Annotated in this window: 19 protein-coding genes; 9 read left to right on the top strand and 10 right to left on the bottom strand. The window is 47.0% G+C overall.

The genetic code is table 11. The features are described 5' to 3' along the window. Positions 1–117: 117 nt before the first annotated feature. A complete protein-coding gene (locus AOT11_RS15705; RefSeq protein WP_017422113.1) occupies positions 118–345 on the bottom strand; it encodes a hypothetical protein in 228 nt (75 codons plus the stop codon). Positions 346–696: 351 nt separating this feature from the next. Here AOT11_RS15705 and AOT11_RS15700 point away from each other — a divergent pair, with 351 nt between their 5' ends. The 5 genes from AOT11_RS15700 to gnd all read left to right on the top strand — a co-directional run bounded on the left by AOT11_RS15700 (position 697) and on the right by gnd (position 7,130). Further along, the gene (locus AOT11_RS15700; protein WP_017422112.1) at positions 697–2,316 is read left to right on the top strand and encodes an ATP-binding protein; all 1,620 of its coding nucleotides are present in this window, start codon (positions 697–699) and stop codon (positions 2,314–2,316) included. Beyond that, a complete protein-coding gene (locus AOT11_RS15695; RefSeq protein ID WP_017422111.1) occupies positions 2,313–2,999 on the top strand; it encodes a response regulator in 687 nt (228 codons plus the stop codon). Before AOT11_RS15700 ends, AOT11_RS15695 begins: the two co-directional genes overlap by 4 nt. Before the next feature lie 415 nt (positions 3,000–3,414). Then, positions 3,415–4,917: a glucose-6-phosphate dehydrogenase gene (gene zwf, locus AOT11_RS15690; protein ID WP_026050694.1), complete on the top strand. Its 1,503-nt coding sequence runs from the start codon at positions 3,415–3,417 to the stop codon at positions 4,915–4,917. Beyond that, positions 4,914–5,648 (top strand): 6-phosphogluconolactonase, encoded by a 735-nt coding sequence (pgl, locus tag AOT11_RS15685; protein ID WP_017422109.1) that lies wholly within the window; start codon positions 4,914–4,916, stop codon positions 5,646–5,648. The genes zwf and pgl overlap by 4 nt, the downstream gene beginning before the upstream one ends. 33 nt (positions 5,649–5,681) lie before the next feature. After that, the gene (gene gnd, locus AOT11_RS15680; protein ID WP_011080524.1) at positions 5,682–7,130 is read left to right on the top strand and encodes a decarboxylating NADP(+)-dependent phosphogluconate dehydrogenase; all 1,449 of its coding nucleotides are present in this window, start codon (positions 5,682–5,684) and stop codon (positions 7,128–7,130) included. An 87-nt stretch (positions 7,131–7,217) separates the two neighbouring features. On the opposite strand, the gene AOT11_RS15675 is transcribed toward gnd, so the two are convergent. Beyond that, entirely contained in the window at positions 7,218–7,424 is a 207-nt protein-coding gene (locus AOT11_RS15675) for a hypothetical protein (protein WP_026050693.1), read from the bottom strand. A gap of 345 nt (positions 7,425–7,769) precedes the next feature. Here AOT11_RS15675 and AOT11_RS23620 point away from each other — a divergent pair, with 345 nt between their 5' ends. After that, complete coding sequence (locus AOT11_RS23620; protein ID WP_011080522.1) at positions 7,770–7,907, top strand: hypothetical protein; 138 nt, start codon at positions 7,770–7,772, stop codon at positions 7,905–7,907. 84 nt (positions 7,908–7,991) lie between these two features. On the opposite strand, the gene AOT11_RS15670 is transcribed toward AOT11_RS23620, so the two are convergent. Beyond that, positions 7,992–8,627 carry a lipocalin/fatty-acid binding family protein gene (locus AOT11_RS15670; RefSeq protein WP_017422107.1) on the bottom strand — a complete coding sequence of 212 codons (636 nt, stop codon included), beginning with the start codon at positions 8,625–8,627 and terminating at the stop codon, positions 7,992–7,994. Positions 8,628–8,868: 241 nt separating this feature from the next. On the opposite strand from AOT11_RS15670, the gene AOT11_RS15665 reads away from it, so the two are divergent. Further along, complete coding sequence (locus tag AOT11_RS15665) at positions 8,869–9,249, top strand: VOC family protein (protein ID WP_017422106.1); 381 nt, start codon at positions 8,869–8,871, stop codon at positions 9,247–9,249. Between the two features lie 92 nt (positions 9,250–9,341). Here AOT11_RS15665 and AOT11_RS15660 read toward each other — a convergent pair whose 3' ends face one another. Then, a complete protein-coding gene (locus AOT11_RS15660; protein WP_017422105.1) occupies positions 9,342–9,830 on the bottom strand; it encodes a hypothetical protein in 489 nt (162 codons plus the stop codon). A 339-nt stretch (positions 9,831–10,169) separates the two neighbouring features. Between AOT11_RS15660 and AOT11_RS15655 the strand changes: the two genes are divergently transcribed. Together AOT11_RS15655 and AOT11_RS15650 are read left to right on the top strand one after the other, a co-directional pair. Continuing rightward, entirely contained in the window at positions 10,170–10,373 is a 204-nt protein-coding gene (locus AOT11_RS15655) for a DUF1289 domain-containing protein (protein WP_072609991.1), read from the top strand. Between the two features lie 105 nt (positions 10,374–10,478). Further along, positions 10,479–10,871, top strand: coding sequence for an ATP-binding protein (locus AOT11_RS15650; RefSeq protein WP_026050692.1), 393 nt, complete (start codon positions 10,479–10,481; stop codon positions 10,869–10,871). Position 10,872: 1 nt separating this feature from the next. Here the strand turns inward: AOT11_RS15650 and AOT11_RS15645 are convergent, their stop codons facing one another. From AOT11_RS15645 to AOT11_RS15620, 6 genes are all read right to left on the bottom strand, one after another. After that, positions 10,873–11,514 carry a sugar transferase gene (locus AOT11_RS15645; protein WP_017422104.1) on the bottom strand — a complete coding sequence of 214 codons (642 nt, stop codon included), beginning with the start codon at positions 11,512–11,514 and terminating at the stop codon, positions 10,873–10,875. Further along, a complete protein-coding gene (locus AOT11_RS15640; protein ID WP_017422103.1) occupies positions 11,511–12,740 on the bottom strand; it encodes a glycosyltransferase family 2 protein in 1,230 nt (409 codons plus the stop codon). Before AOT11_RS15640 ends, AOT11_RS15645 begins: the two co-directional genes overlap by 4 nt. Next, positions 12,737–13,843, bottom strand: a complete 1,107-nt coding sequence (locus tag AOT11_RS15635; RefSeq protein WP_017422102.1) for a glycosyltransferase — start codon at positions 13,841–13,843, stop codon at positions 12,737–12,739. Before AOT11_RS15635 ends, AOT11_RS15640 begins: the two co-directional genes overlap by 4 nt. A gap of 209 nt (positions 13,844–14,052) precedes the next feature. Then, complete coding sequence (locus tag AOT11_RS15630) at positions 14,053–15,486, bottom strand: GumC family protein (protein WP_017422101.1); 1,434 nt, start codon at positions 15,484–15,486, stop codon at positions 14,053–14,055. After that, positions 15,483–16,661 carry a glycosyltransferase family protein gene (locus AOT11_RS15625; protein WP_017422100.1) on the bottom strand — a complete coding sequence of 393 codons (1,179 nt, stop codon included), beginning with the start codon at positions 16,659–16,661 and terminating at the stop codon, positions 15,483–15,485. The genes AOT11_RS15630 and AOT11_RS15625 overlap by 4 nt, the downstream gene beginning before the upstream one ends. Positions 16,662–16,671: 10 nt before the next feature. Then, the gene (locus tag AOT11_RS15620) at positions 16,672–17,442 is read right to left on the bottom strand and encodes an acyltransferase (RefSeq protein WP_017422099.1); all 771 of its coding nucleotides are present in this window, start codon (positions 17,440–17,442) and stop codon (positions 16,672–16,674) included. Positions 17,443–17,478 lie beyond the last annotated feature (36 nt).

Raw genomic sequence — 17,478 nt, 5'->3', positions numbered from 1 at the left:
TGTGTCTATTAAAACATGAAGCCTCACCTATGCAAATTGGAACTTATTATGGGCAAGGTACAGATAATAAAAAGCACAACCCGAAAGCTGTGCTATTTTGCGTAGAGGCGAGCTATCTTACTTCATGGAAGGGCAGAAGAATTCTGCTCTCCATTCAAGTTGTCGAGAACCTTGCATGGTCTGCAAAAGATCCCGTCCGCTCATTTGCGGGAATGATAAAAGGACTTTCAGGTCACTCGGACTCCGGCCGTCTTTTTCATAAGCCCTGACGTGTGTAAAGGTTGAATGCATATTCTTCGACAGCATTGCCTTATTCAGACAAATTCCAAAGGTATCGCGTTCCATATTGATCGTTCCTTATCAATTGACACCACCTTGTCGTTATTATTGTAATCAAGTTTGATGTTGCTTCATTGCCCAAAAAGTATACGCCCTACGCCCTAAAAAGACCTCAAATTTAGCTAAATTCGTAGTGATCTAGATCAATAACTGGTTCGATGGTTATGTAACTTGTTGTTTATTTAAAATCCACTTCTCACATTTGAGAGGTATTACTTGCAGGATAATAAATAGTCATTTCACGAGGATTTATTTCTTGCGATTCACACTTCCGAATGGAGGTAAGAGCATGCATGTTAAAACGGTGTTAAGTTAAATCACTTTTCTCTGTTTTTAAGTGGTACGAAAGAGGTAAGCATGACGTGGCAAAGCATCAGTTTTCGTAAAAGAATGCTGGTCATTATGACGCTCTCTGGTTTGATTGAGTTGCTTATCCTCGTAGCAGCGGGCTTTGCCTACCTCAAATACACACAAGAGCAAGAAATGGGGCAGAAAGCACTGGGTGTGGCTCAATTTCTTGCCAACTCGACCACCGTGGTTGAGCTGGTTGAAAACCGTGACAATGTCACCTATCAAGCAAAGTTTCGTGAACTAACGGAAGCATTAGGTGCTGCGTTCATCGTTGTTGGTGACCGAGAAGGCATTCGTTTAATCCACCCCCTTGATGAACGTCTTGGTTTGCCGATGCGTGGTGGTGATAACGCCCGAGCATTGGAAGAAGGCGAAGCGTATATCTCGACAGCAAGAGGTTCACTGGGCTATTCGGTGCGTGGCAAAGCGGCTGTGTTTAACTCGGCGGGTGAGGTCATCGGCGTGGTCTCTGTGGGTTATCTGCTTGATCGATTGCAAGACAGAATAGAGCCATTTGCGTGGTTTTTAATTGCTATGACGTTACTGGTGGTTGCTGCGAATGCCTTGGTTTCCAATTACGCTTCTCGTAAATTTCAACGGGCGATTTTGGGATTTGAACCAGAAGAAATTGGTCGTTTATATGGTGAGCTTGATGTGACCATGAGTACCATTAAAGAAGGGGTGTTAAGTATTGACGCCAACGGCGTTTTGCGTTCCATCAACCGCAGTGCGGCGCACATTCTCGGGTTAGAACCGACTCAAGTGCTGAACAAACCGCTCTCAGATGCGTTACCTGCCAGTGATCTGTACCGGGTACTCGAGACGGGACAAGAAGATCACGATATTGAACTTTACCTCAACCAAAAGAGGTTGATTGCCAACCGAAGCCCGGTTTACGTGGATGGCAAAATTGTCGGCGCAGTGTCCAGCTTTCGTTTGCGTGATGAAATTTCTGAGCTCACTGAACAGCTTTCTCAAACCAAAGAGTATGCCGATTTATTGCGCTCACAAACGCATGAGCATCGCAACAAACTTAATACCATCAGTGGCCTAGTTCAGATGGGCGAGCTCGACGCGGTTCAACAGCTTATCGGTCAGGAGACGGCACACTATCAGGGGCTGATCGAGTTTCTACGCGATACGATCAAAGATCCATTGGTGGCGGGCATGTTGCTAGGAAAAACAGAACGTGCGCGTGAGCTGGGCTTGGAGTTAGTGGTTGAAGAAGGGGCTCGTTTAGAGCCGCTAAGTGCTTGGCTCAGTCCAGAAGACATCACGACAATACTCGGTAACCTGATTGATAACGCCTTTGACGCGACAATGAGCGCAATTGCACAAGAAGGCAATTTTGCCCGTTCACGTAGAACCATTGAAGTCTCGATCAGTGACTATGGGACGGAAGTGATTCTCGAAGTACAGGACCAAGGTTGTGGTTTACCAACGCAGTTTTCCACTGAGCAGCTGCTTGAGAAAGGGATCTCAAGCAAAGCGACCAGCATGCGTGGGGTTGGGCTCTACTTAGTCAATCAATTAGCCGCACGTTATGGTGGCTCGATAGAGATGGCGGAGAATGACAAATTTGGCACAAGAATGACGGTCTATTTACCCAAGGAAGAACAAAGATGAACGCCAATACCCGAGTGATGATAATTGAAGATGATATGGCGATTGCTCAGCTTCATCATAAGTATTTGCAGCAAATGGACGGCTTCGAGGTGATTGGCATTGCGACCACACAAGCCGAAGCCGAAATGCAGTTGTCCGTGTTCGAGCCCGATTTGGTTTTGCTCGATGTTTACCTTCCTGATGGCAGTGGGTTGGAGATCCTCAATCAAATTCGCGGCAGCAATCGTCATTGTGACGTCATTTTGATTACCGCAGCAAGAGATGTGGAAACGCTACAAACCGCAATGCGTGGCGGTGTGGTGGACTATTTGTTGAAACCCGTGATGTTTCCACGGCTGGAAAGTGCCTTGAACAAATACCGTGCGCAACGAGTGCAACTGGGAACGGTGTCCGATCTCAATCAAGGCTTGGTGGATAAAATGCTGCAAGCAAGCAGTACGCAGGAAATCGTATCCAACCGGCTACCCAAAGGTATCGATGGGGTTACCCTTGATAAAATTCGAACCTTATTTCAAGGCGAGCTTTCTTATACTGCCGATGAAGCGGGGGAGCAAATCGGGGCCAGTCGCACCACGGCAAGGCGCTATCTTGAATATTTGATCAGTTCGGGTGAGCTTGCTGCCGATTTGAATTACGGTACGGTCGGTCGCCCTGAACGAACGTATCGCAAAGTTCATCGTTAATTTGTAGGTTATGCGGCAAATTTAATATGTGAGCGGTGTTTTTCTTACTTATCGTGCAATGGATTACATTTGAGCGAATATTTGCTGATTATTTGTCCACATCTTAATTAAACTGGTCTAATCAGTTTTAAATTAAATAATCTTTAAATAACAAGTGGATATGTCATTTTTGAGTCATAATTTAAACGATTGCGATTCTAACTATTGATGTATGTCAAATTGTCGTAGACAATACGCCCCCGTGTCGGGCAAATCATTCTTATTACCAACCCACACTCACTGTTTTGTAAGGTTTTGTCTATTAGTGGAATAGGCAGGGCCGATTATCAATTTTTAGGTGTCACTGATAGGGTGGGCTCATCCTTTAAGCCGTATCCAGGCACACAACAAGTACCTCGTTTTTAAGGGAAAGATGATGGTAATACCAGAAAACAGCAGCATCGTAATTTTTGGTGCTTCAGGTGATTTAACATATCGCAAGTTGATCCCTGCTTTATACCACCTCTACGCAAGTAAGCAGCTACCAGAAAACTTTGCTATTTTAGGTGTCAGCCGCACTGAATACAGCGATGAATCTTATCGCGAAAAGTTAAAGCGCTCTCTTCAGGAAATGGAGAAAACGGAACCAGCCATTCTGGATTCATTTATCGACCATCTTCACTATCAAGCCATCAACACGTCAGACACAAAAGACTACGCGAAGTTGGTTGTACGTTTAGACGAATTGGCCGCTCAATACCAGTTCGAACAACGTAATACACTGTTTTATCTGGCCACACCGCCAAGCCTTTACAGTGTTATTCCTGCAAGCCTTGCTCATCACGGTCTCAATAGTGAAGAGGATGGTTGGAAGCGCCTGATCATTGAAAAACCGTTTGGTTATGATTTGGCTTCGGCACGTCAGCTCGACAAAGAAATACACGATTGCTTCCAAGAGCATCAGATCTATCGCATCGACCACTACCTTGGAAAAGAGACCGTTCAAAACTTACTTGTTTTCCGTTTCTCTAACGCCATGTTTGAACCTCTGTGGAACCGCAACTTCATTGATTATGTGGAAATCACAGGTGCCGAATTCCTTGGTGTGGAAGAGCGCGGTGGTTATTACGACGGCTCCGGTGCTGTGCGCGATATGTTCCAAAACCACCTACTGCAAGTGTTGGCGATGGTGGGCATGGAGCCGCCAGCACAAATTAACGCCGATTCCATGCGTGATGAAGTAGTGAAAGTTCTCCAGTGTTTAAAACCGCTAGAGGAAGATGATCTGCGTAACAACCTGGTTTTGGGTCAATACACAGCATCAGACGTGCGCGGACAACATCTGCTTGGCTACCGTGAAGAAAACGGCGTAGCGGACGATTCTCGTACTGAGACTTACATTGGTCTGAAAGCGTACATCAATAACTGGCGTTGGAATGGCGTACCATTCTACGTGCGCACGGGTAAGCGTCTTCCAACTCGCGTGACAGAAGTGGTTATCCACTTCAAACAAACACCGCATCCGGTATTTGGCCAAAACGCTCCAGAAAACAAACTGATCATTCGTATTCAGCCTGATGAAGGCATTCAAATGAGCTTCGGTTTGAAAGAACCCGGTGCAGGCTTTAAAGCCAAAGAAGTGAAGATGAACTTCCATTATGCTTCGTTGCAAGAAACGCAAATGCTGACCGCCTATGAGCGTCTGCTTCTAGATGCGTTAAACGGCGATGCAACGCTGTTTGCTCGCAGCGATGCGGTAGAAGCGTGTTGGAAATACGTTCAACCTATCCTCGATTTCAAACAAGATCCACAAGCACTCTTTGGTTATGCCTGCGGTACTTGGGGGCCAAAAGAGTCGGACGATTTGCTGCAGCGTGACGATCGCGCGTGGCGTTTCCCATGCAAAAACCTAACAGATACGGACTACTGCGAACTATGATCAATCACAAGATCTACCAAACAGCAGAGCAGGTAGTAGAAAGCCTAGCAAACGACATGAAAGCGTTTAGCGAAATGGGCCGACCTGTTCATATCTCACTTTCTGGTGGCAGCACGCCTAAAATGCTGTTTAAGCTTTTGGCATCAGAAACGTACGCAACCTCCATTCAGTGGCAAAACCTTCATTTTTGGTGGGGTGATGAACGCTGCGTGGCACCAGACGATGCAGAGAGCAACTACGGTGAAGCGAATGCCCTTTTGTTCTCAAAACTAAGAGAATTGAGCCAAGTGAGCGTTCCTGCGGAAAACATCCACCGTATCCGTGGTGAAGAGCAGCCAGAAGTGGAAGCGGCCCGTTTTGCAAAAGAAATGGCAGACGTTATTCCAACCGATAATGGCACACCTGTGTTCGATTGGATCTTGCTTGGTGTAGGCGCAGATGGCCACACGGCGTCGCTTTTCCCAGGTCAAACGAATTATGACGATGAGAACCTGTCAGTATTGGCTTCTCATCCGGAATCTGGACAAATTCGCGTTTCGAAAACGGCACGAGTACTGGAAGCGGCAAAACGCATTAGCTACCTAGTACTGGGTGCCGGTAAAGCGGACATTGTTGAAGAGATCAACAGCAATCCAGCGGAAGAACTTCCTTACCCGGCAGCGAAAATTCATGCGAAAGCAGGGCTGACGGAATGGTATTTAGATTTAGACGCAGCAGCGAAAATCGCTTAACCGTCGCAGAAAGAAATATATTGGAGAGAAACAATGAAAGGTGATATCGGTGTTATTGGCCTAGCAGTAATGGGTCAAAACCTTATCCTGAACATGAACGACCACGGCTTTAAAGTGGTGGCTCACAACCGTACTGCGGCGAAAGTAGATGAGTTTCTAGAAGGCCCAGCGAAAGGCACCAACATCATTGGCGCATACTCGCTTGAGGAACTGGTTGAGAAACTCGAAACACCACGCAAAGTGATGCTGATGGTTCGTGCTGGCGCGGTAGTAGACCAGTTTATTGATGCACTTGTACCGCTTCTAGATAAAGGCGACATCATCATTGACGGTGGTAACACGAACTACCCAGACACCAACCGTCGTGTAGCGGCACTGCGTGAAAAAGGCATCCACTTCATCGGTACTGGTGTTTCTGGTGGTGAAGAAGGCGCACGTTTCGGCCCTTCAATTATGCCTGGCGGCGCTCCTGAAGCATGGGAAGCGGTTAAGCCTATCTTCCAAGGTATCTCTGCAAAAACTGACGCTGGCGAGCCTTGCTGTGACTGGGTGGGTAACGACGGCGCAGGCCACTTCGTTAAAATGGTTCACAACGGCATCGAATACGGCGACATGCAGTTGATCACCGAAGCGTACCAGTTCATGAAAGATGGCCTTGGTATGTCTGCAGACGAGATGCAAGCCGTTTTCGCCGATTGGAACAAGACTGAGCTAGACAGCTACCTAGTTGAAATCACCGCTGACATCCTTGGCTACAAAGACGAAGATGGCGAGCCACTAGTAGAAAAGATCCTAGACACAGCTGGCCAAAAAGGTACTGGTAAATGGACGGGCATCAACGCGCTGGATCTTGGTATTCCTCTCACGCTTATCTCTGAGTCTGTATTCTCTCGCTGCCTATCGGCACTGAAAGATCAACGTGTTGAAGCGGAGAAGCTCTTTGGCAAGACCATTACTCCAGTGGAAGGCGATAAGAAAGAGTGGGTTGACGCACTTCGCCAAGCGCTTCTAGCATCTAAGATCATCTCTTACGCTCAAGGCTTTATGCTGATGCGTGAAGCGTCTAACGAAAATGGTTGGGATCTCAACTACGGCAACGTGGCACTGATGTGGCGCGGTGGTTGTATCATTCGTTCTGCATTCCTAGGTAACATCCGTGATGCGTACGAAGCGAACCCAGATCTTGCGTTCCTAGGTTCTGATGACTACTTCAAAGGCATCCTACAAAACAGCCTAGTGGCATGGCGTAAAGTAGCGGCGAAGTCGCTAGAAGCGGGCATCCCAATGCCATGTACAACGTCTGCACTGACGTTCCTTGACGGTTACACAACAGCGCGTCTACCTGCAAACTTACTGCAAGCACAACGTGACTACTTCGGTGCTCACACTTATGAGCGTATCGACCGTGAGCGTGGTGAATTCTTCCACACCAACTGGACAGGTACCGGCGGTAACACAGCGTCGACGACTTACGACGTTTAATAGATCGTTAGTTAACCAATAAAACGCAAAAGGATGTCCAAGTGACATCCTTTTTTATTGAATGACGTTTAAAGCTAATGAATAAGCTTACGCGTTCTTTTCTTTGGGTGTGGCAGAATGGTATTTTTTGATGAACTTGTCGCGAAGGTAGAGCAACAAGCTCACAACTAAAGCAACGATAGACACCGTAAACAGAGCATACATACTCAATATCCACGCAAACGTTGCGCTAAGAAAAGCGACGAAAGAGAACATTCTGCTGAATGACATGACATGACCGAGTTTCTGTTGCATAAGAACCTCCAATGGTTTCTGTTTGTCTCTGCCTACAATGCCAGTCAGTGGGGGGGGATACATAAAATGTCGGCTAAATAAATCTCAAAAAGTGTACATCTTTGATGAAGGTAGTGTTTTTATTCAACATGAAAGGCGGTATTTCGTAAAAATGTTGTCAAAAGTCTCACTTTGTCTATCTACGCCCCCGAACTCATCCTATAATTAGCGTGCATATGGAGGATGTTTAATATTTAAACATCCTCTATTTTTTGAAACCGCCAACATGGAGTCGATTCGTTTGTGAGTCGATGTTGTTAAATGCTTACCGGGAAGGTGATTTAAATTACAACCGAGGTTCTTAAGATGACTATTAATAAGTACTTTGTATTTGTTCCACAAGCTGTTGAACAAACTCAGGAAAAGGAAAATAAAGTGGTAACAGATAAGGAAACTCAACGTCAGGCATTAGTAAAGCAAGCTCAGCAGGAAGGCGGGCTATAACGGCTAGGTTTCATAATGAGAGAGCACCCATCGAGGTGCTCTTTTTTTGTCTTTCGCGTGAGAAGAGTGCATTGGCTCTTGCGGCTAAAAAGCAAATTTTACCGCAGTTTGTCCATTAAACTGTTCAGAATCTCGGTAGGTATTGTAGCCTGCTGACACCTCTAACGAGAAAGTCGATCCAAACATAAACTGTCCAGTGAGTTTGAAGTCATTCATCACATCTTGGTCAAGATAAGAAATTCGATATCTTGGCGTGAGGGCTAAAAAGGGCGCAAGCTGGAAACTCACGCCGAGATCGGCTGCCGGGCCAAACTCTCGGAACCTCGCAGAACCTTCACGGGAGCTGTATTCACGCTCTACGTCGTATTTACTGACACCAACAGTGTAGAAAAGCGAAGTGGTATTGAAATTGTTGTAACCGCCTAAGCCAGCAAACGAGCTGGAGATGTCGGTATTTCCTGATGTGGTACCTTCAAACTCGTATTTGACATAAGCATCCATGGTAACGGGTGAATAGCTACCAGTGAAGTTAACACCAAAAAGATCTCTTGAGCCTTTACCATCGAACTCAGAGCCTAGAAATGATCCTAGACTGTCATTTTTCTGCTCGCTGTATTGCAGACCGACACCGATGTAAGAGTATTTTCCAAAAGAGTTTGCGTGTGCAGTTGCGTTAAGGGTCAGTAGCAGCGCTACTGTGGTCAATGTTTTTATTTTCATTGTACTTTCTATGAAGATGATGAATCGAGAAGGCGACCTTAACAATTAATAAAACAATGTTCAATTGTAATATTTATAGTGACCGTAATTGTTCTAAGCAGGGCTTTGTTGATGATTATATTAGTTTAAGTGAATGTATGAATGTAATAGGCGAGATGCTCATTATTAAGACGTCGAAAACTGGCAATTAGGCCCTCATCGACTAGTGTTATGGCGAACATAACAGCGTGTAGGAGGCAAAATGGATAAGAATCCCATCGGTTGGTTTGAGATCTATGTTGATGATGTAGAGAGAGCCAAACATTTTTATCAATCGGTTTTTCAAGTCACTTTTGAACAAATGCTGGATCCGACAGGAACAGATATAGAAATGTGGTTCTTCCCATCGGATATGGAAAGCTATGGCGCAAGTGGAGCATTAGTGAAGATGGACGGTGTTAGCGCCGGAGCAGGCGGTACACTGGTGTACTTTTCTTGTGAAAACTGCGCTGTTGAACAGGAGAGAGCAACGCAACATGGTGGCGTTGTCGTTCAAGCGAAAATGGCCATCGGAGAGTACGGCTTTATCTCCCTAGTGCAGGATTCGGAAGGCAATATGATCGGCTTGCATTCTATGCAGTAGCGAAATTGTTTTGCGTTCTCTTTACATAGAAAAGGCATCTAACAAGATGCCTTTTTGATGTGTGAGCCGTTTATTGACGAATAAGGTGTCGCTTAAACGCCGGCACGTTTCAGTAGGCCTGCCATAAGCGCAGAGCTTGAGCGCGCTTGTTTGCCTTTACCTTGTAGCGTTTTCGCAAGTGAGACGTTATCAATACTCTTGGCAATGTACGCCATTGAGTTGTACAAATCCGTCGCGGATTTGATCTTTGACTTGTCATTCATGGGCGCAAGCAGTTGCACCATTTGAGTACCACTCATCTGTTTCTCTGTTGCGTATTCCTCAACGGCATCTAAAAGAAGATCAAGGTCGACCATGGCTTCTGCACTTTCGATACCTTGTTTTTTCATCTCTTTTTGGTTGCGTCGACGCATTTGCTTAATGATGAAAGCTGGCTTGTTGAGCTTTTTGAAGCCGAAATAGCCGATCAGCGCGACAACCGCGATACCGCCAATCACATAACCCCAAACTGAACCTGTAGATTCAACAACAGGTTGAACAGTTTCTACTGCGTATTCAACGGTAGTAGGTGCATCAGACATAAAATTTACCTTTGAAAATGGCTTCTAAAATGAAGCGTAATACTAAATCTGGCTAGCGAAGCACCGCATTGCGGTGAATCAAAAATCGTTGGATAAGCTACTTTTACTTAAGTAGACAATGCATTTGTTTTATCTCGCTTGCACATGTTATTGGGGCCACATACTGAAATACAAGGCATGAGGAGACGCTATCTTTTAAAGTGCAGCCATTGATCACACTTTTATTGAGCATTGAGACACTATTTGAGCAATGGCTTAGCGCGAAGCGGCGGATGAAAAAGACGTGGCGCTAAAATTGAACGATACTTTAGTGAGGTTTGCAATTGAGGTTGAGCGCATATGGAACAGCGACGATTCGATAATCCATGCATTCGGCATTGCTGTTTGAATGAGGAAGATGTCTGTTTAGGTTGTGGTCGACACCTAAACGAGATTTTAGGTTGGACACAATCGAACGCAGCACAGCAGCAGGAAATATTGGCGCGCAGCCAAGCGCGTTTAGCCGCACTGAAGGCGCGCGTTTATCTCCAGCACCCCAAATGAACTTCACGTAAACACGCTCCCCGTTTGTTCACGAGAATATCGTGACAAAAACTGATAATATGTCCGCCTTATGCTTTATTTCTACTCTCTGTATCTCTACTCGCTATGTCTCAACAAGCCAAATTGACACTCATTCGCGGATTACCTGGTTCTGGTAAAAGTACGCTGGCGCAACAACTCGCGAAGCAAACGCTCGCCGTTCATCTCGAGGCAGACATGTATTTTGTCGATCAGCAAGGCCGCTATCAATTTGACCCAACGCGTTTAGAGCAAGCCCATCGCTGGTGTTTAAACAAAGTGTGCCAATACCTCAAACAGGGCAGAGCGGTGATTGTGAGCAATACCTTTGTTCAGCATTGGGAAATGAAGCCCTACTTGCGTTTTGCAGAGCGTCATGGCCTCAGCGTGGAGATTCTTGTCTGTACAGGTGAATATGGCTCGATTCATGATGTGCCAGCACAGACGATAGAAAAAATGCGTCAGCGCTGGCAAAACTAACTCAACGACCTCGTCCATCCACCATCACAATGATGGTTTTGACGATAATGACTATGTCTGTTTGCAGCCAATTGGAGAAGGAATTGAGGCTCAAGGCATAGCTATGATCAAACCCCACTTTTCGGCGAACATCTTCGATGCTGGTGTCGTAGCCTTGATTGATTTGGGCAAGCCCTGTTATTCCAGGTAAGACACCATAGGTGCGATCGGCAAAATAGGGTATCTCTTGTTCAAGCCGCTGATAAAAATCGGGTCTCTCAGGTCTTGGGCCAATTAACGACATCTCACCTTTTAAAACATTAAACAGCTGTGGCAACTCATCTAGGCGCGTTTTGCGTAAGAATCGCCCCACAGGCGTGATTCTTGGGTCGTTTTCCGTTGCCCACACTGCGCCAGAGCGTGATTCTGCATCGCAGTACATGGTGCGAAACTTCATGATCTCGAACAGTTCCATTTTCTCGGGGGTCGAGCGTCCGACACGCAACTGTTTATAGATGATGTTGCCTTTCGAGGTGACTTTGATTGCCAATGCAATCAGAGGAAAGAGAGGCAAGGTCACGATCAATGCTAATAAGGCAAACACTAGATCGAACAGACGTTTTGCTCGGAAAATATTCGATTCAAACAAGCCATAGCGTTTCATAACTCTTCTCCATTTTGATTAATGCGTGACCACTGGCCATTTTCTTTGCCCAGCAGATAGCGCAAGCCGCCGAGTAAATTGGCAAGGTGGCCCGTGATGAGGTAGTGAATCAGTTTGATCGGTTTGAATTTGGCTGCAGTCGGCCAGTAGTGGCCAAGCATCGCACCGAGATAGATGGCCAACTGTAAACCCAATAACGCGGCAAAAATGGCATGCTGCATCAGCCATAATGACGTGATCAAACACAGCAGCATTAAGTAAGGAGTGAGCAGTCTGAGCCCTTTGCCAGAAAAGAAGGTAAAAGCGGTTCCCCCAAACTTTGGGTTGAGTAACGCCGCCAATGCGATCAATTGTTGCATGTTGCCCGCAGATATGCGTAAACGGCGCGCATAATCTTGTTGAAGCTCGCTATGTTCAAGTTCAAGCGCCACCATTTCCGTCTCATAATCTGCTTTATGGCCTTGTTTGACGATGCTCATTGGCAAAATGAAATCATCATTAATGGTATTGCTGCTCAGGGGCGTAAATAACTTAGTGCGAAAAAGATAGAAGGCGCCGTGTGAACCAATACTTGAGCCGATTGATGACTCGGTCGCCTTGATGCGTGTTTGATACTGCCAGTAGGCATTCTCTGCCGAATTTTCATGGCACCAAATGCGATAACTGGCGTTGACCACGCCAGTTTCTGGCTGTTCAAAATGCGCGGCGGCCAGTAGCAATGCATCGACGGAAATCAATGCTGAGACGTCGCTGAGCGCCGTTATATCACTGGTGATTTGGGCAACTTCGTCATTAATCACCGACACCTTGCCTCGGTTCACTGGATAGTCGTGAATTTCGAACAGTATCTCGGAACAAATTGCTTCTTGGATGGTGTCTTGAGCAATATCAACGGTGTTGTCGGTGCATCCATCGCATGCGATGATCACGCGTAGCTTGTTGGCAGGATAATCTAGGCTCGCAAGGTTACGTATTTTGTCGGCGATCCAATGCGCTTCGTTGTAGGCAGGAATAACAATCGTAATGCTGGGCAACATCTTGTCTTTTTGCTGCACGAGGTAATGGCGTTGGAGTGTGTTTGAACTCAGATTCGACGTCTGTTTTTTTCTTCCGGCCATCCATTTAAGTAAAACGGGATAGCCGACGTGGTGGTAAACAATTAAGCTGGCTGATGTTGCAAAAATGCCAGCCATCATCCACTCATAGAAACTCAATGTTGCCATCATAGAGATGCTCCTAATGCCAATTGGTTGTACTGCGCCACCATGTGACGAATATTATGATGACGCACGACAAAATCGCGCAAAGTATGTGCAGCAGCGGATCGGTCCATGACCAATAACGCATTGATTTCTTGCGCTAACGCGGCTGCGTTAGCAGGAGGGCAGAGCCGACTCAAATGGGGACATAAGGTTTCGTGGGTGCCGCCAACGCTGGTGGCAACCACCGGAACATTGCACGCTTGGGCTTCGAGTGTCGAAAGAGGAAAGCCTTCGTTGAGTGACGGTAAGCAGAAAAGATCAAGCGATTGATAAAAAGTCGGCATCGTGCAGCAAAGGCCGAGAAACGTCACGCGATCTTGCAGTTGCATGGTAAACACCAAACGCTCTAACTCTTGGCGCAAAGAGCCATGACCAGCAATCGCCAAGTGCACATCGTGAGGCAGCATGGGCAGTGCTTGTATCAGCCACTGCTGACCTTTCACCGGTTCCAACCTTCCTGCGCAGCCGACAATGCGCTTGTCCAACGGCAGATCTAATTGCTTACGAGCCCAAGTTTTATCCGCAGGGGCAAAGTAATCACAATCAATGCCGTTTTTAATGGTAATGATGTTTTCACGATGCAGATGTTGTTCAATGCTCAGTTTTACTTCGGTTGCGTCGGCCACCAAGATGGGTTGCACCAGTTTTAACGCCAATGTTTGCAATAACGCGTTTTTAGTCTGGGTAAGGTGCCAACCGTCATGTTCAGTATGAATGCGGCAAGCAACACCGCTTAAACGAGCCGCAAGCCCTCCGTACAGTAACGGACCAATATGATGGGTATGAACCACATCGGGTGAAAACTGGCGAAACAGCTTAACGAGATAGCGAATGCTCTGAACGCGGATACCCGCCCCTTTGTCGAGAAAGACGCATTGGCGAGCGTATTTGCGCAGTTTAGGCCAGTGCGATACGGCATCTTGTTTAGTGCCCTCTAGGCTAATGATGTAGACATCGTGATCCTTCGAGCAGACGTTCATCATGTCCAAAACGAGCGTTTCTAAGCCGCCGGGAGCGAGATGTTGAACAACATGAAAAATGGTTTTTCTCGGCTTGTCTTTGTTCATGGCCTATCCCCATTTCAACTGATTTACGTAAAGCATTGCGTAGTTCTTCAGGGATTTTGCAGGTTATGTGCCAATCATTTAGTTGAATTAAAACATGAGGTTATAATTTTTCTTTGTGTCGTTCTCATATTGAGAATCGCTTTGACGAGCGATAAAAAATGCCCACCGAAGCGGATGCTGTGGTGGGCGAGGCGTGATATTCAGTGGGATCAGTTACGCGGGGCACGAATACGAGGAATCACCGTTAAAACGGGCACATTGATGAGACTGCGTAACTGTTGTTGACTGCGTATGGTTGAGTCAAAGATCTCAAAGAAGATCGCCATGCCTGCGCCGAGTGCGATGCCGCCAAATAGCCCTGCCAGCACGAAGAGAATCACAGGCAAGTTGGCGGTGGAAGATGGCGTGTAGGGGACATCGATGACTTTCACACGTTTATTTTGCTCAAAAATGCCTAATGAGCCTGTCAGTTGCGCCATCTCATAACGCTGAACCAATTCTTCATACAATTGGCGCTTCACGGTGACGTCGCGCTCGAGCCGTGTGATGTCTTTCGCGGTATTGCCGAAGTGGTTGGCTTTTTGTTCCAGCTCGCCAATCATGTTTGCGAGGCTGAGGGTTTCTTCGTTCAGTGCCTCGTAACGGCCTCGTATCGCCTGCAACTGCTGCAACTGAGTGACTAAAAGTGGCTGGCTGTCACTGGGATCGCTGATGGTGCTACTGGCGATATCCCATAGTTGAGCGCTATTGAGCGTGACACTGCGGTTACTCAGCAGTTGATGTCGCTCTTGTTCCAAACGCGAAAGCTCACGCATTTTGGCTTGAACAGAGCTGTGCTGCTCGGTGTACTTAGCGCTTAGCAAGGCAAGCTCACTGCGGATAGTGATAATTTGCTCTTCAATTTTGCCAATCACAGGGTTGGTTTTCGACAGTTGTTGGTCAAGCGAACCTAAAGTTTTTTCCACACCGGCAAGCTCGGCTTCTTTCTCAGCAAGGCTCTGTTTAAGAGAAGCTAAGCGCGTTAAGTTCTGCGCTTGCATTGCAGGTGTGTCGGCAGAATATTGGTTTTGAAAGTCCGCCAACGCTTGCTCAGCCGCGAACAGCTCTTGTTGGCGTTTTTCAATATGCACGGTGAGAAATTCGCTGGAATCGCGGATGGACGAACGCTCTGGAGCCAACAGTTGGTCGATAAATTGATCGCTGACTGCCGAGAGCAGTGAAGCCATGCCTTTGGGCGAGTTGGCGATCAGTTCAATTTGGATAAAATCTTTACCTAACTGCTGAACGTTGAGCTTTCCAGCGAGTTGATGAATGAGACGATCCTGCTCGGCGGTGGTCATGTTGTCATCAATCAGCCCCTCTTGCTTGGCCACGGAATAGAGTACATGGCGGCTTTTCAGCAAGGTGCTGAGAGCACTTAAGCGATCTTTGAGCATGGTAGAGACGGCAATATCTTCAAGAAACGGATTCATTTTGGCGGTTTCTTGGATCAGCATGCTGGTGTGTGAGCGATAAATTGGCGTCGCGGTCATGCCAATCAGCGCACCGACAATCGGCAAAATCACAATGGGCGTCACAATGACGTATCGACGTCGCCATGCGGCCACCAAAATGGAATAGAGGCGCAGTTTTAATCCCATCATAGCTGTTCCACCAAATGTTCAACGTAACGAGCGCGCGCTTCCCAACTTTGCTGGCTTAGCTGTTTATCGAGTGGATGGCGTGCTTTGGGTTGGCTTTGCAATGTGAGCAGTTGCGTCACCATTTCTTGTGCGTTTTCAGCCAACCAAAGATGGCTATAAAACTTCTCTACTGCGGGAAAGTTTTTACTCAGTACAGGTGTGCCTGAAGCCAAATATTCCAATAACTTCAATGGATTGCAGTATTTGATTTGCTGATTGATGACAAAGGGTAACCAACTGACATCCCAATGTTGTGAATACCGAGGCAGTGCATGGTGCGCTTTCTTCCCGAGATAAATTACATTTGGTAACTTGGGTAACGGATTACTATCAAATTCACAGGGGCCAATGAACACAAAACCCCAGTGTGGAAGCTGAGAGGCAACGCGTTCAATTAGGGAGTAGTCAAGCCATTGAGAGAGTGAGCCATAAAAACCGCATAGATGGGTAAAGCCGGTGGGCAAATCATCGGCTCGATGGGCTGGGCGAGTAAAGAGTTCAAGGTCGACGCCATGAGGGAGCAAGAAGGTTTTCTGCGCCGGGAATTTTTCCAACAAACGCTGGCTGGCCACCAATATGCAGTCGCAACGTTGTGCGAGTTTCGTTTCGTGTTGGCTCACCGTATGATGATCCACGCCAGCCAGCGATGCAAAATCATCACCACAATAATAGACCGAACGAAACAGCGGAAAACTGTCGAGTAAATCGGCAGCCGTTGGCAGTGAAGTCCAAAAGACTGGATCGTGCATTCGTAATTGGTTGAGTTTTCGTTGCAACTGTAGCGTCAGCATCTTTTTCGCTAACCAGCGAGCCCAGCGACTGGAGGGGGCAGGAATGGTGAGGAAAGAGACGATCTCGATGTTGCTCGAAACTGTATTGGACTCATCAAACGTTTCGCTATTTCCACCGTTTTCGCCATTTCCACCGTTTTTGACAAAGGACTGACGTTTTTGTAACGCGATGGCAAACAGTTTGGCCATAAGGCGTCTGGCGTCTTTTAAACTCCACTTGGGTTGACGAAGGCCAATTGAATTGACCCACAAAACGCGATGGCGCTTAGCGAGCTGTCGCACGATGTGCTGCGTTGAAGAAGGCAGCCCTCCAAAATCTTCTGCAAAAACAATCATGTCATTCATGATGCTCTCCTCAACGAGGTGTGTTCAATGCCCGGATCACATGGGCTGGATTGCCGCCTGCGATCACACCTTCAGGAATGGAATGTGTCACCACGCTACCTGCGGCGATCACACTGCCAGCTCCGACTGTGACACCCGCCATGATCATCACGTTGCTGCCAATCCAGCAGCCACGTTGTAGGGTAATCGGGCGAATCTGGCTGGGGTCATCGCCTTCACCTGCGGCACGACGTTTGGGATCTAAGGGGTGGCCGGAATAACCAAAAAACATGCAGCGTCCGGCGATCGCGACGTCGTCTTCAATCGTGATGAGATCGCCCACCGCGATGGTCGTTTGCCAGCCAATCGAGACACGATTGCCGATGTTCAATCGAGGCTCTTTGACTGAACTGCAGCCCGTGATGGTCGCTTGACCGGAAAGGTTACAGTCATCACCCATGGAGATACGAACATTGTTAGTGATGAGCGGTAATCCGCCATACAAATAGAGCTGTTTGCCACATGCCTTGACCCTGCCTTTGAATGCTGGTGTGGTGATGAAGGTGCGATAGACATAGTCACTTGACTGGCGAAGTAACACCATCAAGCGGTAGAGCAAGGCATTGTAGAAATGCGGGGTGGGTAAATTGGCACAACGGATCTGTTTGAGCGTGCGAAAAAGCGATCGCATAAGAGGATGGGGATGATGCTTGAGCCAAGATTTTAAGTCGCTTCCTCGAAAGGTTTTCGTGTTTTTCTCAATATCTGGTTTGACTCTGATTTGTGATTTATTCACCAACATAACGCCTCCTACCGAGCATCGAATGTTATCTTTCTC

Origin of the sequence: Vibrio vulnificus NBRC 15645 = ATCC 27562, assembly GCF_002224265.1 — a bacterium.
Taxonomy (GTDB): Bacteria; Pseudomonadota; Gammaproteobacteria; order Enterobacterales; family Vibrionaceae; genus Vibrio; species Vibrio vulnificus.
The sequence above is the reverse complement of the archived record's forward strand: the minus strand, read 5'-3'. Positions and strand labels throughout refer to the sequence as shown.